Annotated in this window: 20 protein-coding genes; 8 read left to right on the forward strand and 12 right to left on the reverse strand. The window is 71.4% G+C overall.

From position 1 onward, the window contains the following. Positions 1-126: 126 nt before the first annotated feature. The 6 genes from QF032_RS35565 to QF032_RS35590 all read right to left on the reverse strand — a co-directional run bounded on the left by QF032_RS35565 (position 127) and on the right by QF032_RS35590 (position 11976). The gene (locus QF032_RS35565; RefSeq protein WP_057583500.1) at positions 127-693 is read right to left on the reverse strand and encodes a LuxR C-terminal-related transcriptional regulator; all 567 of its coding nucleotides are present in this window, start codon (positions 691-693) and stop codon (positions 127-129) included. Positions 694-1247: 554 nt separating this feature from the next. Then, positions 1248-4148: a helix-turn-helix transcriptional regulator gene (locus QF032_RS35570; protein ID WP_307059312.1), complete on the reverse strand. Its 2901-nt coding sequence runs from the start codon at positions 4146-4148 to the stop codon at positions 1248-1250. Positions 4149-4869: 721 nt separating this feature from the next. After that, complete coding sequence (locus QF032_RS35575) at positions 4870-7794, reverse strand: helix-turn-helix transcriptional regulator (RefSeq protein WP_307059314.1); 2925 nt, start codon at positions 7792-7794, stop codon at positions 4870-4872. A 259-nt stretch (positions 7795-8053) separates the two neighbouring features. Further along, complete coding sequence (locus QF032_RS35580; RefSeq protein ID WP_307048366.1) at positions 8054-9463, reverse strand: acyltransferase; 1410 nt, start codon at positions 9461-9463, stop codon at positions 8054-8056. A 5-nt stretch (positions 9464-9468) separates the two neighbouring features. After that, on the reverse strand, positions 9469-10689 hold the full coding sequence (locus tag QF032_RS35585) for a cytochrome P450 (RefSeq protein ID WP_307059316.1): 1221 nt from the start codon (positions 10687-10689) through the stop codon (positions 9469-9471). A gap of 63 nt (positions 10690-10752) precedes the next feature. After that, on the reverse strand, positions 10753-11976 hold the full coding sequence (locus QF032_RS35590) for a cytochrome P450 (protein WP_307059317.1): 1224 nt from the start codon (positions 11974-11976) through the stop codon (positions 10753-10755). A 311-nt stretch (positions 11977-12287) separates the two neighbouring features. Here QF032_RS35590 and QF032_RS35595 point away from each other — a divergent pair, with 311 nt between their 5' ends. From QF032_RS35595 to QF032_RS35610, 4 genes are all read left to right on the forward strand, one after another. Further along, positions 12288-12497, forward strand: a complete 210-nt coding sequence (locus QF032_RS35595) for a ferredoxin (RefSeq protein ID WP_306946428.1) — start codon at positions 12288-12290, stop codon at positions 12495-12497. Positions 12498-12543: 46 nt separating this feature from the next. After that, positions 12544-13791 carry an activator-dependent family glycosyltransferase gene (locus tag QF032_RS35600; RefSeq protein WP_307059320.1) on the forward strand — a complete coding sequence of 416 codons (1248 nt, stop codon included), beginning with the start codon at positions 12544-12546 and terminating at the stop codon, positions 13789-13791. Between the two features lie 81 nt (positions 13792-13872). Then, on the forward strand, positions 13873-14877 hold the full coding sequence (gene rfbB, locus QF032_RS35605; RefSeq protein WP_307048376.1) for a dTDP-glucose 4,6-dehydratase: 1005 nt from the start codon (positions 13873-13875) through the stop codon (positions 14875-14877). Beyond that, the gene (locus tag QF032_RS35610) at positions 14871-15662 is read left to right on the forward strand and encodes an AfsR/SARP family transcriptional regulator (RefSeq protein WP_307059322.1); all 792 of its coding nucleotides are present in this window, start codon (positions 14871-14873) and stop codon (positions 15660-15662) included. Before rfbB ends, QF032_RS35610 begins: the two co-directional genes overlap by 7 nt. A 21-nt stretch (positions 15663-15683) precedes the next feature. Here the strand turns inward: QF032_RS35610 and QF032_RS35615 are convergent, their stop codons facing one another. Next, the gene (locus QF032_RS35615) at positions 15684-16685 is read right to left on the reverse strand and encodes an NAD-dependent epimerase/dehydratase family protein (protein WP_307048380.1); all 1002 of its coding nucleotides are present in this window, start codon (positions 16683-16685) and stop codon (positions 15684-15686) included. Positions 16686-16872: 187 nt separating this feature from the next. On the opposite strand from QF032_RS35615, the gene QF032_RS35620 reads away from it, so the two are divergent. Together QF032_RS35620 and QF032_RS35625 are read left to right on the forward strand one after the other, a co-directional pair. Continuing rightward, positions 16873-17481, forward strand: a complete 609-nt coding sequence (locus QF032_RS35620) for a dTDP-4-dehydrorhamnose 3,5-epimerase family protein (RefSeq protein ID WP_307059324.1) — start codon at positions 16873-16875, stop codon at positions 17479-17481. A 51-nt stretch (positions 17482-17532) separates the two neighbouring features. Then, positions 17533-18756: a macrolide family glycosyltransferase gene (locus QF032_RS35625; protein ID WP_307059326.1), complete on the forward strand. Its 1224-nt coding sequence runs from the start codon at positions 17533-17535 to the stop codon at positions 18754-18756. Positions 18757-18835: 79 nt separating this feature from the next. Here QF032_RS35625 and rfbH read toward each other — a convergent pair whose 3' ends face one another. After that, positions 18836-20137 carry a lipopolysaccharide biosynthesis protein RfbH gene (gene rfbH, locus QF032_RS35630; protein WP_307048384.1) on the reverse strand — a complete coding sequence of 434 codons (1302 nt, stop codon included), beginning with the start codon at positions 20135-20137 and terminating at the stop codon, positions 18836-18838. Positions 20138-20392: 255 nt separating this feature from the next. Here rfbH and QF032_RS35635 point away from each other — a divergent pair, with 255 nt between their 5' ends. Then, on the forward strand, positions 20393-21757 hold the full coding sequence (locus QF032_RS35635) for an acyltransferase (protein ID WP_307048386.1): 1365 nt from the start codon (positions 20393-20395) through the stop codon (positions 21755-21757). Between the two features lie 170 nt (positions 21758-21927). On the opposite strand, the gene metK is transcribed toward QF032_RS35635, so the two are convergent. The 3 genes from metK to QF032_RS35650 all read right to left on the reverse strand — a co-directional run bounded on the left by metK (position 21928) and on the right by QF032_RS35650 (position 24231). Next, positions 21928-23151: a methionine adenosyltransferase gene (metK, locus tag QF032_RS35640; protein WP_307048388.1), complete on the reverse strand. Its 1224-nt coding sequence runs from the start codon at positions 23149-23151 to the stop codon at positions 21928-21930. Positions 23152-23234: 83 nt separating this feature from the next. Beyond that, positions 23235-23843, reverse strand: coding sequence for a nucleosidase (locus QF032_RS35645; protein ID WP_307059328.1), 609 nt, complete (start codon positions 23841-23843; stop codon positions 23235-23237). 43 nt (positions 23844-23886) lie between these two features. Beyond that, entirely contained in the window at positions 23887-24231 is a 345-nt protein-coding gene (locus tag QF032_RS35650; RefSeq protein ID WP_306946410.1) for a DoxX family protein, read from the reverse strand. A gap of 388 nt (positions 24232-24619) precedes the next feature. On the opposite strand from QF032_RS35650, the gene QF032_RS35655 reads away from it, so the two are divergent. Continuing rightward, complete coding sequence (locus tag QF032_RS35655) at positions 24620-25219, forward strand: haloacid dehalogenase (protein WP_307059330.1); 600 nt, start codon at positions 24620-24622, stop codon at positions 25217-25219. A gap of 62 nt (positions 25220-25281) precedes the next feature. On the opposite strand, the gene QF032_RS35660 is transcribed toward QF032_RS35655, so the two are convergent. Then, positions 25282-26247 carry a pirin family protein gene (locus tag QF032_RS35660; RefSeq protein WP_307048394.1) on the reverse strand — a complete coding sequence of 322 codons (966 nt, stop codon included), beginning with the start codon at positions 26245-26247 and terminating at the stop codon, positions 25282-25284. Positions 26248-26272: the final 25 nt, after the last annotated feature.

Genomic DNA, 26272 nt, shown 5'->3' on the forward strand with positions numbered 1-26272 from the left:
TACCGATCGGACGGTACGGCCGCTCTGAGGAGCAGGCCGTGCCCACCAGGTCCGCACGAGGCGTGCGGCTGGTGCGGCAGGCGGTGGGGTCGGGCGGCAGGGGACGGAACCTCGGCGAGGGTGCCGCTACTTGATGAATTCCGGCAGGACCCGCGGGGGCCACTGGCCGACGGTCAGCATGCCCATGGAGTGGGCGCGCGCGACGAGGGCAGCCCTGTTCGGCGCCTTGAGCTTCCGCAGCATGAGACCGACGTGATACTCGACGCCCTGTCGGCTGAGGTAGAGCCGGGCGGCGAGTTGCACGGTGGAGGAGCCGCTGGCGACACCCTCGAGAACCTGTGCGTCGAGCTTGCTGAGAAGCCGTTCACGCGGGTTGAGCACCCCTTCCTCAGGTCCTGAGGAAGGGGCCTCCTTGTCCGGCCTCACCTGTACGACGATGCCGGCCATGAGCCCCGTGGTGTTCTGTACGGCGATGCCCGTCAGCTCTCCGGAGAAAGCCCGGCCCTCGTCCCCCAGACCGACCACGCGCTCGGCGAAGCGGTTGCAGCGCCCTTGTGAAAGCCGGTTGAAGTGCCGGTCGAGGACGGAGGGGGAACTGGGGTGCAGCAGCTCGTACAGACTTCGTCCGCAGATGTCGGCCGACGTACTGCCGAACTGGCGGGAGAAATCCGGCTCCGCTGCCACGATGTGCATGCCGGTGTCGATGTGCGCCGTGTAGAGGCGACGGCTGGTTTCCGTGCGTGGGCGGTGATCGGGTTGGGCCCTGTGCGCGGTCGAAGAAGTGTGCGGGGCCGCCGCCCAGTCTCTGTCGGGCCAGGGGCCTGCTGTTCGCGTGGTCACTGCGACGCACCGTCTTTCTGCACTCATGTGGGGGATCTACTGCCCGGAGGCAGAGTTTGATCGGACGCGGTGCTGCTTGTGCAGGTAGGAGATCGAGCGGTGACCCTTCCTGCGTGCCTCTGATCAACTGTGGTCGAGCCTAGGAATATGGCATGGGGCGGTCAAGCAAACCTTTGCGTGGCCCTAAAAGACTGTGGTTCGGTGGTTCGGTGGTTCGGACGCCCCAGGTCGTCTCCTGTCCGTTGCCGAAGTGCAACTCGCCTTGAACCCGGAGGTGTTGGCTGTTGGCGGCAGGCGACGGGGCGTCGGACCCGTGGTGCGCCGAGCGCTGCTGTCGGTTGCTCGCGGGACGGGTCGAAGCGGTGTGCAAAGTTTGCTGTGGGGGTGTGCCCGTGCGGTGCCAGGCGTCAGGGTGACTGCTCGGCGTCCGCTCTCTTGAGTGCTCTGGCCAGCTCCGGGCGCCCGGATATGCCGAGTTTTCGATAGGCGTTCGTCAGATGTTTCTCCACCATGCGTGACGACGTGCCCAATTGACTTGCGATCTCTGAATTGCTGAGGCCTGTTGACGCGAGACGCGCGACTCTGAGTTCCGAGGGGGTCAGCCGGCTGTCGCGGTTTATGGATTTCCTCGTTCCCTCGGTCAGCCTGGTGCGAATCTTCTCCGCCAGCCCGGGGACGTCATGCTCGTCGGCCAGATCGTGCGCGCGCCCGAGGGCGGTCGATCTTCGGTTCCGCCGTGTGTCGGGATGAGTTGCCAGCGCGTAGAAGCCCCGTAAGAGCTCATATCCGTTGTTGCCCTTCTCCAGGACCGTGACGGCCTCCTCGAGCAGCTCGGGGCCCCTTCGTCCGGAGGTGACCCGGCCGAGGACGACCAGGGAACGCCCCAGCGGGGTGGCCGACCCCCAGGCGCGGGCCCTGTTCACCTCCGACTGTGCGGCGGTCACGGCTTCCTCGTGTTCGCCCAGGCGGTGGTGCATGAGGGCGGCGCACGACGACCACGGCAGGACGGCCGGGTTCTTCCAGCCGATCTGCTCGATGTGCCGGCCCGCGGTCCGGTAGTGGCCCAGTGCGGTGCGCGGTTCGTCACGGCGTGCCGCGAGGGTGCCTCGTGCCAGGTGCAGGAGTGCTGTCAGATACTCGTTCTCGGCGTGCAGCCGGTGCTGGGTGAGCAGCTGTTCCGCCAGCTCCGGCTCGTCGGTGTGCATCGCGACGATGGAGAGGACGGCGGCGCAGACGGTGGGCAGCCCGCCGGTCTCGGGGCCCGCGAGGGCGTCGGCCTGGATGATCTTGTCCCGGGCGTAGGCCCGGTGCCCGTCGGCGAGGGCGACCAATGCCTGTTCGCAGCGGATGACGGCCTGTTCCACATCACCGCCGCGGCGGTGGGCGAGGCGGTTCGCCTCACGCAGCCAGTTGGCCGCACCCGCCGTCTGCTCCGCACCGGCGAGGATGTTCACGGCCAACGGCGCGGTGGTGTGGACGTGCTCCGGCGTGGGCGGCTCGTGCTCCAGCACCCGGGTGCACGACTTGGCCAGTTGCTCCGCGGGAACGGCGTTGGCGACGAATGCGATGTGCATCAGCGACGTGACCAGTTCCCTTTCGCCCTTGGTGGCCAGCCGGGGGCAGGGGCCGAGGTCGCGGAAGCGCCGCAGCGCCCGTCGGATGTGCGTGGGATCCTGCGCCGACAGGATGTGCTCGCGTGCCTCCAGGCGCAGCACCAGCTCGCGCTCCACCCAGTCCTCGGTGACCGACTGACGCAGTTCGTCGGTGATGGCGGCTCTGATGACATTGATGCGCAGGGAGGGCGGATCCATCTGGAGGGGACCCAGCCGCAGCATCGCGTCGGCCCGCTCCTGTACGCATTCGAGGAGCGGCGCGGCCTCCACGACGTGCCGCAGCGCCGCGGCCGTCGCGAAACTGCGCTCGGCGGTGGCGAGGTCGACGAGCAGTCTCGCCCTGTGCTGTCCGGAGAGCGAGGAGTCGAGGAGGGCGCGGCGCAGATAACGCGCCGAGTCCCGGGGCGAACCGCGGCGCAGCGCGCTGTCCGCGGCGGTGCGCAAAATCTGCACCGCTTCCGGGCCGCGCAGGGAAATCACCGCCATCAGCTGCTCCGCGGCGAGTTCGGCCGGATGCCCGGTACGGTGCAGCAGCTCGGCCGTCACTCCGCGCATGGCGGTGCGCTCCTGGGCGGGCATGTTCTCTTCCACCAGGTCCCGCAGGATCGTCCCCGAGGTGAGCCGGCACGCGCGCTGGTCCACGAGACCGGCGAGGCGCAGCGCTTCGACGGCCCGTGCCCCTCCCTCTTCGTCGAGTTCGGCGAGGCGGGCCACGAAGCGCTCATCCGCGGCGGCGCCGAGCAGGGTGAGCGCGTAGGCGGACCGCCGCACGTGGTCCGGCTGCGACCGCAGGAAGGCGTCGAGACGGCGGCGCAGGCGCTCGGGCCGCAGGGTCGCGGCGACGGCGGCGTCCGTCGCTGTCGGACGCAGCCTCAGGTACTGGGCCTCGTCCAGCACCGCTTGCAGCAGCAGGGGGTTCCCGCCGGAGCGCACCGCCACGGTTTCCACGAACACCGCGTCCGGCGCGTCGCCGAGGGTCTTCTCCACGAGCAGACGCACGCTGTTGAGGCCGAGTGGCGACAGTTCCAGGACCTGGTCCGATGCCTTTGCCCGGGACCGAAGCGGGTCCCCGCCGCCGTTCGGCTCCGCCGCGCACCCCTCGGGATCGAGCAGATCGCGCACGTGCGGCCGTCTGACGCGTACGTCGCCGGGAAGAACGGAGAACACGAAGAGGACCCGTCGTCGCGCGCGTTGCGCCACCGAAAGGGAGAGGGCCTGTAAGGACCCGGTGTCCGCCCACTGCAGGTCGTCCACCATGAGCACCGCGGGCCGGGCTTCGGAAACGGCGCTCAGCAGCGCCGTCAGCCAGCACGGCGCCAGCTGCGGGCTGAGCTCGGACCACCGAGGGTCCGCCGAGCGCGCGCCCTTCGCAAGGGCCGCGCCCGATGAGCTCTCGCGCCGGACGGCGTTCGCCTGCCGGAGCCAGCGGGCCATGTCGCCGGGAAGGGTGATCCCGCGCAACGAATCCACCAACTGCCCTACCACGCCCAGCCGGAACCGCTCCTCGGCAGCGGACGCCTGGGCTCTGAGCAGCACGAAACCGTGGTCCCGGCTGATGGCGGCAACGGACTCCAGGAACGCCGACCGGCCCACCCCCAGCGGGCCCCGTACGACGAGCAGCGAGCCCTGTCCGCCCTTCGTGCGGCACAGGGCCGCGGTGGCCTGTGCAAGGGCTGACTCGCGTTCTAACAACACCGTGCTGGTACTCCCTCGTGCGCGCGGAGGCTGCCTCGGCCGGCGGAACCGCGTGGTCGCTGTGCCCACCGAGACCGGCGGATCGGGTGGTGACCCCCGCGCGGACGTGTCTCGGTCGGCGCGCGGGGCGCGGTGTGCCGGGCCGTGGACTGCTATCGGTGGCCGGGACCGGAAGAACCCGTCGGCTCAGGACGGCGATGCGCGGCAAAGGTGGCGGTGCGAGTGGCCGTGTGCGGAGAATTCATGGAGTCGCCCATACAGAAGATGTACTGAAAGTTCACTCATACCCCTTGCCATTTGAGCTTCAGCAGATCATAGCGAGAGGTATGCCAGCAAGGGGGCGCGGAAGGCAAACGAAAGCGTCGCCCAGCGGAAGCTGCATAAAGCCCGGCCGGGCAGAGGCGGGTGGCATGGCGGGCCGGTCGTTTACGGTCGTCCCGGCACGGCGTGCCAGGTGAGAGGCGCGGCGGGCCGATGCGGGATCGCGTCCGCGAACATCGAGGGCCTGATGCGCCGACGCGCATGCAATTGCAGGAAATGCCTGTGTGGCCCGGCTCCCTCGTCTCGCGGGGGCGCCGGGAAAAGGCGGGCTTTCAGCCCCCCATTGCGAGGCGCTCTCCTGAATGAACGTCACATTGCCTTGTTGCGTCATGCGGAACAAAAGCCGATGACGTCCGGCAGGGGTTCGGGTCTCGCCCGGGGCGGTGTGGTGACCGGAACGTCACTGTCCGTGCCCGGCGTCATGGAGGCCCTGCGACTCCAGCGAGTCCCGCAGCTCTCGCCGTCCCGTCAAGCCCAGCTTGCGATAGACCGAGGTCAGGTGGACTTCCACCGTTCGCCGCGTGACGAACAGCGTTTCGGCGATGTAGGCGTTCGACCTGCCGTCGGCCGCGAGGCGAGCGACCTGGGACTCGCTCTGTGTGAGCGCGCCCGGTCCTCGGGACACGGGACGACGCGGTCGTGCGCCGGTGGCGAGCAACGCCCGGTGCGCGACCGTGTGGAGAGGCAGGGAACCGACGCCGTACGCCTCTTCCCAGCCCTGCCGCAGCACCTCGCGGGCGGCCTTCTTGTACCCGAGCCGCTGGAGCGCCTGGCCCCGGGCGACCCGGACCCGGGCGAGCCACAGGGCGGCCCGGGTGCCCATGAGGACCTGCTCGGCCTCTTCCAGGAGGGCCGGCCGCCGGTCGTCGCTCATCGTCGCCGCCCACAGTTCGAGTCCCGAACCCAACGCGCACGGCAGGCCCGCGGACCGGGCGTCGGCGACGGCCCTCTCCGCCAGCGCGACGGCCGAAGCGCGGTCGCCCAGGGCGAGATGGGTGCGTCCGGCCCAGTACCACCAGGGCGAGACAGCCGGACTGGTGCGCTGCCAACCCGCCTGCATGCGGGCGCACTCCTCGAAATGGGCCAGGGCCCGCGTGGGGTCCTCCTTGGCCAGCCACAGCCGGCCACGGGCGCTCACCACCTCGTTCCACTGCCAGCAGTCGTCCTGGACGGGGTCGGGTATCCCCGCCTCCAACAGGGTGGCCTGAGCCAGATCGCCCTGGTCGAGCAGTGTGTGAAGGCGCACGGCGAGCGCCAGAGCCTCGAACGGGGTGGCCCGTGCGCCGGTCATGCCCGCGAGGGCTGCGGTGCTGGCGCGTGACGCCTCCCCGAGGGCTCCGAGTCGCTGGTGCGCCTCCGCTCTGAGGGCGAGCAGGTTCCGGTAGCCCGGGTCGAGCAGGGCGTCGACCCCTATGACCAGCCTCTGGTAGACCACTTCGGCCTCGTGCGGCAGGTCCGCGTACAGCAGTCCCGACGCGGCGGCGCCGAGGAAGACCGGGGCGTCGGTGGTCGCCGTGCTGCGGCGGACGACGGTGCGGGCGGCCGCGACGGCTTCGGCGACGCGGTCCATGCGGGACGCCGAGATGACGGCCCGGGTGGCGAGCAGAGCGCGTTGCTCGGGAGTGTCCCCGGGCAGGGAGAGGTCGAAGGAGACGGTCTGGAGCAGTTCGGTGTAGGCGGCCCGGTTGGCGGAGGCCGCGATGAGCAGTTGCGCCTCCATCAGCTGCGGATCGGCCGAACCTGAAGCGGTCGAGGCAGCTTCGGAACGACATCGGGCCAGGAGGACCGCCGCCCGCCCCACCTGGCCTTGGCGGGTGAGCGCCTCGGCGAGCACGCCGAGGGCCTCGAGACGCAGTTTCGGCTCGGTCGCCCCCTCCAGCGCAGCCGTCAGGTGGCGGACGCTGGCCTCGGCGTCGACCCTCATCTCCGCCACGCCGAGCTCGAGGAGCAGGCTCGGGTCGCCCGCTTCCTCGGCGTCCTCCGGCACGCACGCGCGCAGCAGCTCCACGGCTCGGACCGGTGAGGCGCGCAGGACGGCCTCACGGGCGGCGTCGCGCAGGATGGCGGCGGCCCAGGGCTGACGTGCCGTGGACGGCGCGTGGCACAGGTGCTCGGCCACGTCCGAGGGGCTCGCCCCGTCGTCGTGCAGCAACCGCGCCGCCCGACCGTGCAGGGCGTCGCGCTCGTCGTCGGACATGTCGCCCAGGACGACGTTGCGCAGCAGGGCGTGGGAGAAGGACCAGCTTCCGTCGCTGTTCGACGTGACGAGCCCGCCTGACACGAGGGCGAGCAGGGAGCGGGCGAAGACGGGACTGTCCAGCAGGGCGAGGCGGGCGCCGTTCTCCGGTGTGACCCTGTCCCCGAGCACGGCCAGGGCCCTCGCGGCCTGGACGGTGACCGCCGGGTGCCGGTGCAGCAGATCCGCCGCACGCAGGCGGAACCCGTGGATGTCCTGTCCGGGCACGGAGGCGACATGGTCCGCGGTGAGCGGCAGCCGCTCCTCGCGCAGCGCCGTCAGGAGCCGCGTCGCGAGCAGGGGGTTGCCGTTGGTGGCCGCGAGACACGACTCCTGGAACGCCGCGTCGGTCTCCGAGCCGAGCAGCCGCAGTGTCAGCAGGCCGATTCCCTCACTCGTCAGGGGACGTGGTCGCACCAGCCGGCACAGAGGCAGGGCTGCCACGTCGTTGAGGGCCGGCTCGTCGGCGCCACTGCGGCGGGCGAGTGCCAGCAGCACGGGCAGACCCGCCAGGCGGCGCGCGGTGTGCGCGAGGAAGCGCAGCGACGCGGTGTCGGCCTCCTCCGAGTCGTCCACGACGATCACCAGTGGGCTGTCCGCCGCAGCGGACCGGACCACCTCGTGCAGTTCGGCGAGTACGCCGAAGGACGGGTTCTCTCCGTCGACGTCGTAGCAGGCAAGCCCCCGTGACCGCGCGTTCCCGCCGGCGGGGTCAGGTGGACGCGTCCACGCGGTCAGGGGCGTCCGGTCCACGTGCGTCCACGCGGTCAGGGGCTTTTGGCCCACGTCCGCGTCGAGGCCGGCCAGCAGGGTGTGGGCAGTGCTCAGGGGCAGCCGCTCACCCTCCTGCCCGGCCGTGGTGTGGACCACGCGCAGTTCCTCGGCGCGGGCCTGGGCGATCAGAGCGCGCAGCAGGGTCGTCTTGCCGATGCCGTCCGGGCCTTCGAGCATGACCAGAGCCGGGTCACCGGCCGCGGTGCGCCGTGTGAGCTCCACGAAGAGGGCGAGTTCGCCCTCACGCTCCACCGGCTCCGGGCCCTGCCCCCTCGGCTGCCGTTCGCGGGGAACGCTCCCGTGCGCAGCGGTCATCCACCCTGTACCTCTCTCCCGGAGCGCCGGTGGCGACCGGGACCTGTGCCCACGCCCCGCGGGACCGGCCGTGAAGACCGGTGCTGACACGTGGAACCCCTCCCGATGAGCCATCTTCGCTCAAACCGGGCCGGCAGAAAGCCCGGATCACTCTTTTCCGCTAGCTGCGCCTTCATCCCGTCTTTCCCGTCTTTCCCGTCTGGGCCCGTTTGGGGCTTCGACCGGGCCGGGTGCCATGACGGCGCACGGCCCGCCGACGTCATGATCCGACGGATGTCCCGCTGCGGCTGTGCAGCCGCTCCCGCCACGGCGCGGTGTCCGCCACAGCGGCCTCGGCCTCGGGCAGGCACAGATACACGTCCCGTCCGGCGTCCTCCTCGGGCGTGGGCGCGATGTGCACCGTCGGTACCGGCAGGTCGGGGAACTCGTACCAGAAGGGGCGTCCGGCGCCGAGGTCGATCCGGTACAGCGGGAACTGCGACCAGTTGTTGACCGACAGGGACGTCGTCGACACGTCGGGGGCCCGCACCGACATCACGTGCCGGGACACGCCCTTGCGCCGGTAGGAGCCGAGGAAGGCTATCTCGTCGCGGATCTTGTCCTCGGTGTTGCTCTCCAGACAGCGCCGCACGTCCCTCGCCACCGCTCCCAGCGGTGACTCGCGCAACCGGGCGGCGCCGAGCGAGGTCCAGCTGTTGCTGACGCAGTTGCCCCAGTAGGAGGACGGCAGGGCGTCACCCAGCCGGCTCTGCGCGCCGACGATCAGCCCGAGCCACTCCACGGCGTCGGCCGGACGGCCCCGCAGTTCGCTCAGTACCTGCCAAAGGTGCGCGGTGAGCGCGTCGTTCGTCGACACCCACGCGTTCGGTCCGGGCAGAGTCCGCTGGGCCTCGGCCTTGAGCGCGGCCAGTTCCGCCGCACCGAACCGGGTCGTGACGGTCGCGAGCTTGTTGACGCCGACCCGCAGCGTGGTGGTCAGGTGCCGGACCCGGCCCACACCCACGAACGCCCGCGCCTCCAGGGTGGCGGAGTCCGTGGCCGGCCGGCCGAGCCCGTCCAGCGCCGCGCGGTCGTGACTGGGCTCCTCCCACGGCACCCCGAGGTGCTCGCGCGACCAGCTCTCCAGGAAGGCGAGGGTGCTACCGCCGTCCGCCAGGCTGTGGTTGACGAGCACGCCGAGAACGGAGCCGCCGCCCGCCATCCGGGTCAGCCGTATCTTCAGGAGCGGCGTGTCCCGACCCACCACGCCGAAGGCGCTCACTTCGCGCAGCAACTTCCCGATGACCGGCTCGGCGCGCAGACCGTGGCCGTACTCGCGCATCGGGTCGGGGCAGAACGCCTCGGTGAACCGGACGCCCGCGTCGTTGCAGAGCACGCTCAGTCCGCCGTCCGCGTCCCGCTCCAGACGCCCCGCCAGCAGGGGGTAGCGGCGCAGCGTGCGCGCCAGCGAGTCGCGCAGCGCCGCGCCGTCGAGGGTGCCGCGGTAGAAGAACGTCAGCGGCGTGTACCACGGACCGGTCAGCAGGTCGTAGCCGGTCAGCCGGATCCGTGCGCCGTCGGCCGCACCGGCCCGCACGGTGTGCACCCGCTCCACACGGCTGTCGACGGTGGTGCGGAACGCGGGCAGGCCCTTCCTCGCCGCGCGGTGCGCGGAGTTCTTCCGTGCCACGGCCGTCAGCTCCAGGACACGAGCAGTCGGTCCACGCCGTAGTGCACGGCCCGGTCGCGCAGCGGTACCTCCCCGGCCGGCGTCGCCAGCCGCAGCGAGGGGAAGCGCTCGAACAGGGCGCGCAGTCCGATGCGCAGGCTGGCCCGTGCCAGGTGCTGACCCAGGCACTGGTGTGCGCCGAAGCCCAGCGCGAGGTGTTTACGGGGGACCCGGGTGACGTCGAGCCGATCGGGATCGGTGAAGACCTCGGGGTCGCGGTTGGCGGCGGGCAGCGCCAGGACCACCGTCTGACCCGCCTTGATCACGGCGTCGCCGATCTCCACGTCCTCCAGCGCGCACCGGCTGGAACCCATCTGGGAGATCGTCAGATACCGCAGCAGCTCATCCACCGCGCCGGCCTCGTACAGCTCCGGCCGTTCCCGCAGCAGGGCCAGCTGGTCCGGGTTCTCCAGCAGGGCGAAGACACTCAGGGACAGCATGTTCGGCGTGGTGTCGAGCGAGCCGCCCAGGGTGAGGACGGCGAGGTTGACCATTTCGTCCTCGGTCAACTCGCCGGTCGCCGCCAGCCGGCCGAAGAAGTCCTCGCCCCGCTCTGCCGTCCGTTCCCGCACCATCGGCCGGATGAGCCCGTCCATCGACTCCACGTGGTGGATGAACTCCTCCAGCGTGTACGTGAGGGTCATCAGTGCCGAGAAGTGCTCCTGGATGCCGTCCATCAGTTCCGGGGAGACGTCCATCAACGAGCACACCGAGCGCAGGCTAACCTTCTCCGCGAAGCCGGAGACCAGGTCGGCGGGGGAGCCTTCGGCAGCCATCTCCGCCAGCGCCCCGTCCACGATGCGCGTCAGCTGCGGCTCGTACTGCTGAATGCGCCGCAGCGTGAAGTGACCCGCCAGCAGCCGCCGGTACTTGGTGTGGTCGGGGGCGTCCATCTTCGCGAACGAGCCGGGCGGCGAGGGCTGTGGGGCGTACTCGGTCATCGGGAACGGCGGCGCGACCACATGCGCCAGCAACTCGTTCCGGTGGCTGAAGCGGTCGTCGGCGAGGATCTGCCGGACCAGGTCGTGCCGGGTCACCAGCCAGCCCGAGGTGTCCTTCGGCGCCACCTCGAAGGTGACCGGGCTGACCGGCTGCTCGGCGCGCAGCCGCGCGTACTCGGCGGGCGGGTCGAACGGGCACCTGCCCCGTTCCGAGGGGATCACGGGCGGGTCGGGCCTGGTCTTCATGGGGTCGCTCCGTCGTGAGAGAGGCCGGGACTGGGGGGTGGGGGAGGGACGTGGGCCGCCGCCTCAGGCGTGGTGCACCCGCAGGGGCAGGTGCCGGGCGCCGAAGACGTTCGTCCCGTGCCAGCTGAGCCGCACCGCGGGATCGACGCCGATGCGGGCGTATCTGTCCAGCAGGGCGTCGAGGGCGATCCGGCCCTCGAGCCGGGCCAGCGGCGCCCCGATGCAGTAGTGGATGCCGTGTCCGAACGCGGCCTGCCGGGCGTTGGCACGGTCCGGGCGGAACGCGTCCGCGTCCTCGAAGACCCGTTCGTCGCGGTTGGCGGACAGCAGCCACAGATGGACGAGGGTGTCGGGTCCGACATCCGTCCCGGCGACGGTGGCCGCGGTCGTGGTGACCCGCTCGATCCAGGTGAACGGCGGGCGCAGCCGCAGCGTTTCCTCGATCACCGCCGGTATCAGCGAACGGTCCGCACGCACCCGTTCCAGCAGCTCCGGATCGCGGTCCAGACACAGCAGCGCGTTACCGACGAGCACCGACGTGGTGATGTGCCCGGCGAGCAGCAGCAGCGTCGCGAAACTCGCGATGTCCTCGTCCTCAAGACGCTCGCCGTCGAGTTCGGCCCCGACCAGGGTGCTCAGCAGATCGCCGCTCGGCTCCTCGCGCCGGGCCTCGATGAAGCCCTGGAGATAGGAGGAGATGGCGACCGCGGTCTCCTCCATCCGGCGCACGCTCTCGGGGTCGTCCGGATCGGTGGACAGCAGTTGGTCCGCCCAGCCCTGGAACCTGTCGCGGTCCTCGGTCGGGACACCCAGCATGCGCGCGATGACCGTCACCGGCAGCGGGTTGGCCAGCACGTCCACGAGATCGAAGGCGTTCTCGGGGGCGGCGTCCAGCAGTTGCCCGGTCAGTTCGGTGATCCACGGCTCGAGGCCGGTGATCAGGCCCGGGGTGAACGCCCGGCTGACCAGGCGGCGCATCTTGCCGTGCAGCGGCGGGTCCAGGAGCAGCAGCGTGCCCCGCGGGGCCTGCTTCTCACCGCCCGACAGCCGGCCCACCGTGTCCGAGGAGAACGTCGCCGTGTCGGCGAGGATCCGCTGCACGTCCGCGTGGCGGAACACGTGCACATGGCCGCTGCCGTCCCGCCACACCGGCCGGTCCTCGCGCATCCGCGCCGCCCAGGCCAGCAACGCGACGCCGCCGTCGGGTTCGACGGTCGGCGGGTGTTCGAGCCGGCGTCCGGCCCCGGGTGTCGAATCGAGCACGTCCGAGGTGCCTTGCTGCGCCACCCGGATTCCCCTTTCGCAGATGTCGTACGACGGTCGCGCGGGCCTCGTACACTCGCCGGCGCCGCTGTCCGATCGCCCGGCCACTCCAGCACGGCGGCGCGGTGCCCGGCCAGAGCGGGCCGCGCAGTCTAGGGATTCACCGCGTACCGGCCATCAGGGCCGCGCGCGCCCCGGCTCCCGCGTCCTGCGCCACGGCCGAATCTCTGGAGGAATTCCCAGACAGCGGTCCGTGCCCGGTCGATCCCCCGCCCCACACCGCAAGATGGGCGCCCAGGCAACCCATCGGATCGGCGAGCGCGCAGGAGGCCCGCATGGACATCGCGATCGATCACGACAAGTGCATCGGCGCCGGCCAGTGCGCGTTCATCGCCCCCGAGGTCTTCGACCAGGGCGACGACGGATCGGCCCTGCTGCTGGTCGACCGACCCGCGGCCGCACAGTTCTCCGCCGTGCGGGAGGCCGCCGAGTCCTGCCCGATGAGCGCCATCGCCGTGGCGGAAGACCGGGAGAGAACTGCCTGAGCGCCGCCCCGGGCCACCGCCACGGAACCGATGAGGAGAGGAACCCATGCGCGTCCTGTTCGCCGGCCTGCCGGAGAAGTCGCACGTCTTCACGATGGTGCCGCTGGCCTGGGCCCTGACGGCCGCTGGGCACGAGGTGCTGATGGCCAACGCGCCGTCGCTGAACGAGACGGTCACCGGCACCGGACTGGTGGCCGCACCGATCGGCACGGACCACCACCTCCACCACGAGATGGCCATGGCCCGTGAGTCGCAGGACGCGGACGTGGCGAACTGGAGCCGTCTCGGATACGGCGACGTCGACCACGCGAGCCTGGTCGAGCGGTACGCCGTCAGCGTCCCGTACGGGTTCGCCCGCTACAACGACCCGATCCTCGACGACCTCGTCGCACTCGCGCGGCACTGGCGGCCCGATCTCGTGGTGCACGACCCGATTGCCTACGCGGGCGGCATCGCCGCGCGCGCCTGCGGCGCCGCACACGCGCGCCTGCTGTGGTCCGCGGACGTCTACGGCCAGGCCCGCGCCACGTTCGTCGAGCTGGCCCAGGACGTGTCCGAGGACCAGCGCGCCGACCCGCTGGCCGACTGGATCGACGAACGCGGACGCGCCTACGGGGTGCGGTGCGACGAAGAGCTGCTCAACGGGCAGTTCACCCTCGACACCCTGCCGCCGAGCCTGCGCCCGCCGAGCGAACTGCACCAGGTCTCGATGCGGTACGTGCCCCACAACGGCCCCGCGGTGCAGTGGGAATGGCTGCGCGAGGAGCCCAAACGGCCCCGCGTCTGCGTCACTCTCGGCCGTACCAACACCGAGGCCTACGGCGGAGACTACGTCGACGTCGAGAACCTGCTGCGCGCCCTGTCACGGCTGGACGCCGAGATCGTCGCGGCCCTCGTGCCCGAACAGGCCGAGCAACTTGACGACCTGCCCGCCAACGTCCTGGCCGTCAGTCAGGTGGCGCTCAGCACGCTGCTGCCGACGTGCTCCGCCGTGGTCCACCACGGCGGCTGGGGCTCGTTCTCCACCGCTCTCGTCAACGCGGTGCCGCAGCTCGCGATGTCCACCCTCGTCGCCGACCAGGAACTGCGCGGACGGTCCCTGGAGGACGCCGGCGCCGGATTCTTCCTGCACCACACCGACGCCGACCCCGACCGGGTCACGGACCTCACCGGACGACTCCTGGAGGACCCCTCCCACGCCGCGGCCGCCCGTCGGCTGCGCGACGAGTCCGCCGCCATGCCCACCCCGCACGCCATCGTCCCGGAACTCGAACGTCTCGCCGCGGCCCGCTGAAAGGTCCGCGGAGCCGCACGCACACCCACGAGGAAGGAGGACGGCGCCCGCCCGGCACTCCCGGTGACGCGCCGCACCCAGATGAGTCAGACGCGCATCCTGGTGACCGGCGGTGCCGGCTTCATCGGTTCCCACTACGTCCGGACCCTGCTCGGCCCCCTCGGGCCCGACGACGTCACCGTCACCGTCCTCGACGCCTTCACCTACGCGGCCAACCTGGCCAACCTCGACCCGGTGGCGGACTCCGACCGCTACCGGCTCGTCGTCGGCGACATCTGCGACGCCGGCCTGGCAGACCGGCTGATGGCCGAGCACGACCAGGTGGTGCACTTCGCCGCCGAGTCCCACGTCGACCGCTCCCTGGCCAGCGCCACCGAGTTCGTGCGCTCCAACGTCCTGGGCACCCAGACCCTGCTGGACGCCGCCCTGCGCAACGGCGTCGGCCGGTTCGTGCACATCTCCACCGACGAGGTCTACGGCTCCATCGCCGCGGGCTCCTGCTCCGAGGAGCAGCCGCTGCACCCCAACTCGCCGTACGCCGCCTCCAAGGCGTCCAGTGACCTGATCGCCCTCGCCTACCACCGCTCCCACGGCCTGGACGTGCGGGTGACCCGGTGCTCGAACAACTACGGACACCACCAGTTCCCAGAGAAGATCATCCCCCTGTTCGTCACCCGCCTGCTCGCCGGAAAGAAGGTCCCGCTCTACGGCGACGGCCTGAACGTGCGCGACTGGCTGCACGTCGACGACCACATCCGTGCCGTCGAGCTGGTCCGCACCCAGGGCCGTGCCGGTGAGGTCTACAACGTCGGCGGCGGCACCGAACTCGACAACCGCGGTCTGACCGGACTCCTCCTCGAGGCCTGCGGTGCGGACTGGGACAGCGTGGAGTACGTCACCGACCGCAAGGGTCACGACCGCCGCTACTCCGTGGACTGGCGCAAGGCCCATGTCGAGCTCGGCTACAAGCCGCAGACGGACTTCGCCGAGGGCCTCGCGGAAACCGTCGCCTGGTACCGGGACAACCCCGGGGTATGGGGCCGGGCCGTCCGCCCCGACCCGGCGGCGGGGGCCGAGGCGTGCTGACCTGGCGCACTCTCGGTCCGCTGCGGGTCTCGGCCGACGGCCGGGACGTCACACCGACCGCGCCGAAGGTCCGCCAGGTGCTGGCCCTGCTGCTCGCCCGGCACGACACGGTCGTCCCGCTGGCCGCGCTGACGTCCGAGCTGTGGGCGGGGCGCCCGCCGCGCAGCGCCACCGCCACCGTGCAGACGTACGCCTATCAGTTGCGCAAGGCGCTGCACGGCGGCGAGGACCCCGGGCCGGCCGACAGCGGCCCGCTCGTCACCCACGCCCACGGATACCTGCTGCGGGTCAGACCCGGCGCTTGCGACGCGGAGGCGTTCGCACAGCTCACCGGCCGGGCCCGGACGGTACTCGCCGACGGCGACCCGGCCGGCGCCGTCGTGCTGCTCGACCAGGCCCTGCTGCTGTGGGACGGGCCGCCGTTCGCGGACGTCGCGCCAGGACCGGCGCTGCACGGGCACGCCCTGCGTCTGAACGAACTCCACCTCCAGGCCGAGGAGCTGCGCATCACCGCCGGTCTGCACCTGGGCCGACACCGTGACCTCGTCGGCGAGTTGAAGGAACTCGCCTGCGCGCACCCGCTGCACGAGTGGTTCCAGGGCTCACTCATCATCGCCCTGCAACGGTGCGGCAGGCGGAGTGAGGCGCTCGACGTCTACCGGCGGCTGAGCGCGCGACTGCGGGACGAGCTGGGACTGGATCCCTCACCGGGCCTGCAGCGTCTGCGCCAGCATGTGCTCACCGATCGGGTCAGCACGGCCGATCTGGACCTGCTGCCCGGCTGACATCGGCGCGCGGTCGGTTCCTCAACGGTCGACCGACCCGTCCCGCTGCTCCGCCGCGGCACGCCACAGGTCCTGCACCATGTCGCGGGGCGTGCGTCGCGGCTGCCATCCGAGGACGGTGCGCGCGGCCGACACCTCCACGGCCATCCAGTCGGTGTCCGTCGGCGATCGCGACTGCGTGACGGGACGCTCCACGAGCCGGGCCGGGCGCCCGCTGATGGAGATCAGCAGGTCCACCATGTCCCGGACGGGCTGCGAGGCGCCACTCGCCACATTCACCACGCGCCCGACGGCGCCGGGGGAGCGCAGCGCCGCGACGACGGCCCGGGCCACGTCCTGCGCGTCGACGAAGTCACGGCTGCTGCGCAGCGGCGACACCCGCACCTCGGCCGTACGTCCCTCGGCTGTTCCCTCGAGCAGTTGCGTGGCCACCTGCCCGAGCAGACTCCCCCGCGGGGTGCCGGCGCCGATGACGTTCGACAGCCGCAGCACCACCGCGTCCGCCGCGCCGGTCGCGACGGCCTGCTGCACCGCACGCGTGCCGTGCAGCTTCGACCGCCCGTAGCCGGTGGCCGGGACCTCCGGCGAGGACTCCGTGAGCCACACCCCTCGGGGCTGCGGGCTGTACTCGTGCACCGAGCCCAGCTGCACCAGCCGCGGCCGGGGTCCGGCGGCGGCCAGCGCCGCGAGGAGCCGCTCCACGAGCAGCTGGTTGCTGTGGCGCATACGGTCGGCGGTGGGCGACCACACCTCCCCGGCGGCGTTCACCACGGCCTCGGGGTGCGCCTCGTCGATCAGCTCGACCAGGGCCCGGGGCTCGGCGTCGGCGAGATCCATGGGATGGAAGCGCCAGGACGCCGGAGTCTTGCGGGGGTGACGGGCGACGGCGAGAACCTCGTAGCCGGCCCGCTCCAGGGCGGTTCCCACATGACGGCCGACGAATCCGGTCGCCCCGAGGAGCAGCACGCGGCCCGACCTCCCGTCCGCACCGCCTGGCCGCCCCAGCGCACCGACCTCCGGCATTGCCGTCTCTCCTCCCGGGCCCGCGCGCTGCACGCCCGGTCACCGTCGCTGCCCCGCTCGGTCGCGGGTCTGACGACACCACTCAAGCAGCCCTTGATCGAGGATCACTCCAGGCCGCGTCGACCTGAGCCGTTCATGGCCGGCTCTCGATCGGTCCTCGATCCCGACGTCCTACGGTGGAGCCACCATGAAGGTTCGAGAGATGGCCGTGCCGGACGCCTACCACATCACGCCGCATCAGTTCCGTGACGAACGCGGCAGTTTCTACGAGTCGTTCCGGCGCGACCGGCTGGCCGAGGAGATCGGCCGTCCGGTGCCGGTGGCTCAGGTGAACTACTCCGTGTCGCGCCGCAGCACCCTGCGCGGACTGCACGGCACGCTGCTCTCGCCGGGGCAGGCCAAGGTGGTGTGCGTGGTGCGCGGCACCGTCCTCGACATCGTCGTGGATCTGCGGGTCGGCTCCCCCACGTGGGGGGTGTACGAGACGAACTGGCTGTCCGCCGAGTCGGGCGAGACGCTGTTCGTCGCCGAAGGGCTGATGCACGGGTTCCTCGCCCTCACCGACGACACCTGTGTGTCGTATCTGTGTTCCACCGAGTTCGTGCCCGGGACGCAAGTGGACGTCGATCCCTTCGACCCCGATCTCGCCCTGCCCTGGAGCCTGTCGGAGACCCCCCTGATGTCGGTGAAGGACTCGGCGGCGATCTCCGTGACCGAGGCCCGGGACACCGGACTCCTGGCCCGGTACGAGGACTGCCTGGCGTACTACGAGGCGCTCCGGGCGGATGCCCGCTGAACCACCTCCTCGGCCCGTCCCCGGGCCGTCAGACACCCTTTCGGAGAGCCGATGACGCCCGGCGCCCCCACGCCCGCCCGCCACTACGCCCTGCTGCTGTTCGCCGACTTCGGCCACATCGCCCCCACCCTGGGAGTGGCCCGTGAACTCCTCGCCCGCGGCCACCGGGTCACCTACGTCGTCGACGAGCGGTTCGGGCCCCTCGTGGAGGACTGCGGCGCCCGCGCCGTCACCTACGTCTCCGCGCGCGGCGACTTCTACCGTGCCGCCGACCCCAGCCCGGACCGGCTCGCCCGCGACGGCTACGACCTGCTCGTCGACACCGTGCACACCGTCTTCCCCGCCGCACTTCAGGCCCTGGCGGCCGACCCGCCCGACGTGGTGCTCTACGACTTCGAGACCGTCGCCGCCGGCCGGGTGGCCGCACGGGTCCTGGGGGCCGTGCCGGTCCAGGTCTGCCCCAGTCACGCCGCCAACGAGACCTTCTCCCTGCGCGCCCAGATGTGGGACCCCGGGCATCCGCTGATGGCCGAGGGAGCCAGGGTGCTGATCGACTTCATGGGCGAACACGGCATCGGACTGGACGAGATGGGCCGGTACGGCACCGAATGGGACACCCGCAACCTGGTCTTCCTGCCGCGCGCCTTCCAGATCGAGGGGGACGGCTTCGACGACCGGTTCGCCTTCGTCGGCCCCGTTTTCACCGAACCCGAACCCGGCCTCTGGTCACCGCCCGACGACGGGCGCCGCGTCGCTCTGGTGTCGCTGGGTACGGAGTCGGGGGACCGGGGCGACTTCTTCCGCCTGTGCGCCGAGGCGTTCTCGCCGGCCGAATGGCATGTCGTCATGACGCTCGGCCGCGACAGCGACCCCGGACTCCTCGGGTCGCTGCCGGCGCATGTCGAGGCGCACCCCTGGCTGCCGCACCCCGCCGTGCTGCCGCACGCCGACGTGTTCGTGTGCCACGCGGGCATGGGCAGCCTCATGGAGTCCCTGTCCTACGGCACGCCCGTGGTGGCCCTTCCCCGCGCCCACGAACTGGCGCTGAGCGCGCAGCGGCTGGAAGACCGCGGGGTCGGCCGGGCCCTGTCCCGGGCCGGTCTGACCGCCCGGCGTCTCGCCGCCACGGTGGAGGATCTGCTCGCCGACCCCGGCGGACCCGCGGCCCTCGCCTCGATGCGGGAGGCCGTCCGCACGGCGGGCGGCGCCGCCCGTGCCGCCGACCTGCTGCAGACGTGGGCGGCGCGGGTTCCGGCGACGCCCACGCGCGGCTGAGCGGTCCGTCGGCACACGAAACGGGGTGGGTCCCGGCGACCTCAGGCGCCGGGACCCACCCCGTGGACGTGTCGCGGGGTCAGTGCGGCAGGGTCACGTACTCGAGCACCGTGTTGATGCTGTGGTCGATCATCTCGTCGGTCAGGCCCGGGTACACACCGATCCAGAACGTCCGCTCGGTGGTGATGTCGCTGTTGGTGAGCGGTCCGCTGACCCGGAACTCCTGTCCCTCGTAAGCCGGGTGGCGGGTCAGGTTGCCCGCGAAGAAGCGGCGGGTGGCGACCATGCTGGACTCCAGGTGGTCGATCAGGGCGCCGGGCTGGAACGGCGCGCCCGGCTGCACGGTGATGGCGAAGCCGAACCAGCTCGGGTCGCTGCCCGGCGTGGCCTCGGGAAGCAGCAGGTGCGGCAGCCCGTCCAGACCCTCCCGCAGCCGGGCCCAGTTGTGGCGCCGGGCCTTGCCGAACTCGTCGATGCGGCCGAGCTGCTGGAGCCCGAGCGCCGCGGAGACGTCCGTCGACTTCAGGTTGTAGCCCACGTGGGAGAAGATGTACTTGTGGTCGTAGCCCTCCGGCAGTGAACCCATCTGGTGCTCGAAACGCTTGAAGCAGCGGTTGTCCTCACCCGGCTCGCACCAGCAGTCGCGGCCCCAGTCGCGCATCGATTCCACGATCCGCGCCAGGGCCAGGTTGTCCGTCAGGACGCAGCCGCCCTCGCCCATCGTGATGTGGTGGGCGGGGTAGAAGCTCTCGGTCGCCAGGTCCCCGAAGGTCCCGGTCAGCTGTCCCTCGTAGGTGCTGCCCAGCGCGTCGCAGTTGTCCTCGATGAGGAACAGGCCACGATCCTCCGCCAGTTGGGCGATCTCGCGGACCTGGAAGGGATTGCCCAGCGCATGGGCCATCATGATCGCGCGGGTGCGCGGACCGATGGCCTCCTCCACCCGCTCCAGTGCGGCGTTGTAGGTGCCCAGCTCGACGTCGACGAAGACCGGCACCATGCCGTTCTGCAGGATCGGATTGACCGTCGTGGGGAACCCGGCGGCCACCGTGATCACCTCGTCGCCGCGCTTGAGCCGGTCCGCGCCCAGTTGCGGCGAGGTGAGGCTGCTCAGGGCCAGCAGATTGGCCGACGAGCCGGAGTTGGTCAGGTGCGCCTTGCGCAGCCCGAAGTACTTCGCCAGCGAACGTTCCAGCCTGCGCGAGCTGACGCCGGCCGCGATGCGCATGTCGAGTGCCGCTTCCACCAGCGCCACCCGGTCGTCCTCGCTGAGCACCGCGCCGGACGCCAGCACGGGCGTGATGCCCGGCACGAACCCCGATGAGAGGGTGGAGCGGTGGTATTCCCGCACCAGGTCGAGGATCTCGGTCTTGTCGTTCCCCACGGCTGATGGCCTCCTGTATGTGCCGGTGGGGACGAGACGTGCTCGCCGGCTCGCAGTCGAAGCGAGTCCCCACGCCCGTATCGTTCGATCGGGGGAACCCCAGACCAGCACGCGCGCCCGCCCGCGGGCCAGGCACGCCGCACGATTCTAGGGATCCACCAAGAGCATGAGGTCTAGGGATTTCCTCGTCACGGACCCGGCACTCTGAAGTGCCAAGCCCGCGTGGGCCTTTCGCCCCTCCCTGGAGACGCACCCATGAAGCACGGCCGCCCGTCGGGCAAGCCCGGGCAGATCGTCGTCCTGCGCTCAGGAGGGACGTCCGGCGAGCGGGTCCGGCTCGGCGTTCACGACCTGCTGAACGGGACTTTCGCCACACCACGCACCTTCTTCTACCGGCAGACCCTGGACGCCGACGCCCTGGCCGACTCCCTGCGCCGCACACTGGCGCACCACCCGCTGCTCACGGGACGCCTCGAACGTGACCCGGACGGCGGCCTCAGCGTGGTGTGCGACGACGCCGGCGCGATGTTCGCCGTCACCCACTCCGACCAGGTCATGCCGGACTACGGGCCGGACCGCTCCGCCAAACCGGACCTGCGCCGGTACATCCACTCCGTCAACGCCTTCCGCGTCGTCGGGCACGACACACCGCTGCTCACGGTCAAGGTCACCCACATGCGGGGAGGCGGCTCCGTGCTTGGCGTCGCCGTCAACCACAGCGTCGTCGACGGCAGCGGCTACCTCGACTTCCTGCGCCACTGGTCGCGCACGCATGCCGGACAGGACGGTTCCGCGGCGCCGTACGACCGCGCGCTGCTGGACGGCCTGGCCGGCGAGGCGCGGCCCGCACCGGACGACCCGCAGTACCAGGTCGTCACCGGACGGCAGAAGTTCGGGTTCATCTGGAGGGTCAACTCCCGTGCGTGGAAGGTGCGAACGGTCACCGTCCGACTGACCGCGGCGGAGGTCCTCGCCCTGCGCGCGGCCGCGCGCGCCGGACAGGACCGCGACCTGCCTCCCGCCTCCAGCGCGGTGGCGCTGGGGGCACACCTGTGGCGGGTCCTCGGCGCGCTGCGCGACCGGGAACCCGGGGCCGAGGAGCGCCTGGGGATCGTGGTCGGACTGCGGGCCGTGCTGAAGGACCGCCTTCCGCACGGCTATGGGGGCAATGCGGTGTCCAACACCACGGCCGTGCTGTCGGCCCGGGAGTTGCGCGAAGAGCCCCTCGCCCACACCGTCGCCGCGGTACGCGCCGCCGTGCAGCGTGTCACGCCCGTCCGGGTGCGTCAGGAGGCCGCCTTCCTCGAGGCCCAGCGGCAGGCCGGGCGCTCGGCCCGGGTCCTCAGCCGCATGTCACTGGACGCCTTCGACGGCACGGTCGCCCTGAACGACTCCGGCAGGTTGCCGGTGTACACGCTGGAGTTCGGCGCCGGACGGCCGTTCTGGTTCGAGTTCCCGGCGAGCCCCATCCCCTGGACGGCACTCGTCACGCCCACCCCCGACGACGACCACAGCCGCGACGTGCACCTGAGCGTTCCCCGTGAAGCCGCCGACGCCCTGCGCAGCCCCCGGTGGGCCGAACGTCTGCGCGGCGCTGCCGACGGTCCTGGCGGCCTCTGATCGCGGCTCCCGGTCAACTCGCGCGGCCGAGCGGCGAGTCGGTGCGCGTGCTGAACCGCACCACCGGGGGAGAGGGAAGCCGGGTCCGCAGGGCGAAGGGCCTGCTGGCACCGGTTCCGGCGGTGTCCGCAGGCCCTTCCCCCTGTCGCTTCCCCTGTCGTCGCGGCTGCTTACAGGCCGGCGGCCTCGCGCAGCGCGTCCACGCGGTCCGTGCGCTCCCACGTGAAGTCGGGCAGCTCGCGGCCGAAGTGACCGTACGCGGCGGTCTGGGCGTAGATCGGCCGCAGCAGGTCGAGATCGCGGATGATCGCGGCCGGGCGGAGGTCGAAGACGTCGTCGATGGCCTTCTCGATCTTCTCGACGTCGACCTTGGCGGTGCCGAAGGTCTCGACGAACAGACCGACCGGCTCGGCCTTGCCGATCGCGTACGCGACCTGGACCTCGCAGCGGGCCGCCAGACCCGCCGCCACCACGTTCTTCGCCACCCAGCGCATCGCGTACGCGGCCGAGCGGTCGACCTTGGAGGGGTCCTTGCCCGAGAACGCGCCGCCGCCGTGCCGGGCGAAGCCGCCGTAGGTGTCGATGATGATCTTGCGGCCGGTGAGGCCGGCGTCGCCCATCGGACCGCCGATCTCGAAGCGGCCGGTCGGGTTCACCAGCAGGCGGTAGTTGTCGGTGTCGAGCTTGATGCCCTCGTCCAGGAGCGCCTTCAGCTCCGGCTCCACGACGAACTCGCGGATGTCGGGGGCCAGCAGCGAGTCCAGGTCGATGTCGGACGCGTGCTGCGAGGAGACGACGACGGTGTCCAGCCGGACCGCCTTGTCCCCGTCGTACTCGATGGTGACCTGGGTCTTGCCGTCCGGGCGCAGGTAGGGGATGGTCCCGTTCTTGCGGACGTCCGACAGGCGCTTCGACAGCCGGTGCGCCAGGAAGATCGGCAGCGGCATCAGCGTCGGCGTCTCGTCGGAGGCGTAGCCGAACATCAGGCCCTGGTCACCGGCGCCCTGCCGGTCCAGCTCGTCCCCTTCCTCACCTGCGGCGGACCCCTCGACCCGGGCCTCGTACGCCGTGTCGACGCCCTGGGCGATGTCCGCGGACTGCGCGCCGATGGACACCGAGACGCCGCAGGAGGCGCCGTCGAAGCCCTTCTTGGAGGAGTCGTAGCCGATCTCGAGGATCTTGTCGCGCACCAGCTGGGGGATCGGCGCGTAGGCCTTGGTGGTGACCTCGCCGGCCACGTGCACCAGACCGGTCGTGATCAGGGTCTCGACGGCGACCCGGGAGGCCGGGTCCTCACGCAGCAGGGCGTCGAGGATGGTGTCGCTGATCTGGTCAGCGATCTTGTCGGGGTGACCCTCGGTCACAGACTCCGAAGTGAACAGGCGACGAGGCATGATTCTCCTGGGGTACCGCGGCGCCCCCCGACGGGACACCGCACAGAACGGACGGTTCGGGTTCCGGCGCCTGCTGGTGCGGTTCAGATCAGGTGCCGGCGCATCCAGTCGGCCAGGACGCCGGAGGCCACCGCGGCCGCCACGGGCCAGGCCTGCTCGGCCGACTCGTCGGCCTGGTCGCTGACGTACTTCACGATCCGCACCGGCAGGCCGAACCGCTCGGCCACGGAGGCGATCGCGTAGCCCTCCATGTCGACCAGGTCGGCCCGCTCGGCCAGCAGGGTGCGGGTGCGGCCGTCGGCGACGAAGGAGTCACCGGTGGCCAGGGTGGGTCCGGGTTCGGGCCGTACGGTCAGCGGACGGCCGTAGTGCACCCCGCTGAGCCGGTGGAGAACCTCGTCCGGCAGGTCGTGCTGAATGACCCGGGACACCTCGACTGCACCGCTCAGCGAGCCGCTGAGCGACCCGGCCGTACCGAGGTTGACGATCTCCCGTGGGCGTGCCGACGACAGTGCCCACGAGAGCTCCACGGTGGCCCGCACCTTCCCCATTCCGGTGATCAGGACGGGAAGGGTGTCGTCGAAGTGCGCCGCCTCCGCCTCGGCCGCCGTCACGATCAACGGAAGATCGGGACGTATGCGGCCGCGGAGACGGGCCGTGAAGGCGGCTTCGGGCAGGGCGGGGAGCAGCACGGTATTCCTGTTCTTGAGGGGCGCCGGTCGAGGTGGGCCGGTGTCAGGTGTTCCGGACGGTCAGCAGTGTGGCCAGCAGCGCCGTCACGGCGAGCACGCTCGGCGCGATGAGCCCCTTGCGGTCGTTCGCCCGGAGATGGAAGACCACGGCGCCGCAGAAGTACAGGAACACCCCTGCGCCTGCGGCTATTCCCAGCGGCCGGTAGGCCAGCCCGAGAAGCAGTCCCGAGGCCCCGGCGATCTCCACCCAGGCGAGCCGCGGCAGCCACGGGTCGGGCACGCCCACTCCGCGCATCGCGGCGACCACCGACTCCTGCCGTCGCAGCTTGCCCAGCGCCGAGACCAGGAGGACCAGCGACAGGACGATGGTGAAGGACGCGAAGTTCATGGACACGGGTCTCCGGTGGACGAGGCGGCGAGGGACCGTGCGCTGACGGCCGTCCCCATGCTGGCCGCGATCGGTCCAGGAGATCCCTAGTGCTGGATTCCGCGTTCTGCGGGTACAGGGGCTGCCGGCGGGGTAGTCGGGGTGCTCGGGGCGGGCGCCGGACGGTCGTTGGACGAGCACGACCGGGGCGCGACGAAGGCGAACCTGCCGTCGTCCGCCGGCCCCGCTCACCCGCCGAATACGACGGCGATATGCGGGCATCCGATGAGGAAGTCAGCACCAGACCGTATGCCCGCGCCGAGACCGGAAGGACGGATCGCGGATGTGCCTCCAGTGAGACCGCTCACGGTGGCATACTCCAATGAGACTCATGTCTGCCCTAGCCGCCGTGTTTTTCTCAGTGGACTGCATCCTGACCAGGGGAAGCAGCCTGTCCCGCCTCGTCGAGGAACGCCTCGGACTGAGCGGGGCCTCGAGCGTGCATGAAACCCGGGCGACCGACGCGGCACGCTGGTCGGGCATCCCGGAGAACGCACTGCACACCCAGCTCGCGGGGCTCCCCATGATCCCCGGAATCGCGGAGACCACGCAGTGGTGCTGGAGCAGCGGCCTGGTTCCGATCGTCTCCAGCCTCACCTGGACCCCGATCGGCGCACACCTCGCCGAGCGGTTCGGTTTTCACTCGTACGCGGGGCGCTGCCTGGACGCGAGGAACGGCAGGTTCACGGGCCAGGCCGGCCGCCCGCAGACGCCCGCGGACCAGGTCGAGTTCGTCCGGCGCCGTGCCGACGATCTCGGGGTCGCGCCTCGCGGCTGCGCGGCCGTGGGCGCCTGCCCGACCGACGGCCCGCTCTTCGGCTCGGTCGGCCTCGCCATCGCCTTCAACGCCCCGTCGGAGGTGAGCGCGCTCGCGACCACCTCCGTCGAGGGAGACGACCTGCGCGCCGTGATACCCGAGTTGCAGCGCCTGACGGCCAGCAGGGTCTGAGCAACGGCGATCGAACGGCTGAGCGGTGGGAGTCGCGGGCGGCAGGGCAGCGTCTTCCCGGTTCAGCGCACCCTGCCGCGCGGCTTCAGTGGCCCCGGCGGCAGCTCCGGCGCGGGCAGCGGAGCGCCGTCGTAGCCCTTCACCTCGCCGAAACGGGCGCCCGTCATCCAGTCCGCGCGCGCCTGTTCGATCTCGGCGTGGCTGCGGCCGACGAAGTTCCACCACATGACCAGCTCTTCCTCGAACGGTTCGCCGCCGAGGAGCATCAGACCGGAGTCGGACTCCGCGCGCAGCGGGAGTTCGGTGCGGCCGCAGCCGAGGTAGAGCAGGGAACCGGGGAGCAGTGGGACGCCGTCCACGTGGGCCTCGCCGGACATCGAGAGCACGCCGTACTCGAAGTCGGGCCGGAGCGGCAGCCGTACGTCCGCACCGTGGGCGAGCGTGAGGTCGGCGCCCACGATGGGGGTGTACGCCGTGCCGGGTGAGACGACCCCGTCCAGGCCGCCGAGGAGCACGGTGGCGTGCAGGCCGGGGGCCGTGACGACGGGCAGGTCGGGGTGGTGCTCGAAGTGCGGGTCGGTGTGCCGGTGCGCGTCGGGCAGCGCCACCCACAGCTGGGCGCCGTGCAGGTACCGGGCGTGTGAGCGCGGGCTCTCCTCGGAGTGGCTGATGGCGCGCCCCGAGGTCATCAGCCCGAGTTCGCGGGGCCGGACCGTCTGGAGGCTGCCGGTGGAGTCGCGGTGCAGCACCTCGCCCTCGTGCAGCCAGCTGACGGTCTGCAGACCCATGTGCGGGTGCGGCGGGACCTGCATGCCGGGTTCGTCGGCGATGTCGTCGGGGCCGTAGTGGTCGACGAAGGCCCAGGCGCCGATCATGCGCCGGCCCAGGTTCGGCAGCAGCCGCCGCACCTCCGTCGATCCGCCGAGCTGCACATGGCGGGGGCTCAGCAGCTCGCGGACGGGCTCGGCGACGACGAAGCCACGGCCGCCGCACACGCTCGGCACGGGCGAGCGGTCAAGGTTGCTCATGCGGGCCAACCTAGCGGTCGGGTGC

It is taken from the genome of Streptomyces achromogenes (assembly GCF_030816715.1).
GTDB lineage: Bacteria > Actinomycetota > Actinomycetes > Streptomycetales > Streptomycetaceae > Streptomyces > Streptomyces achromogenes_A.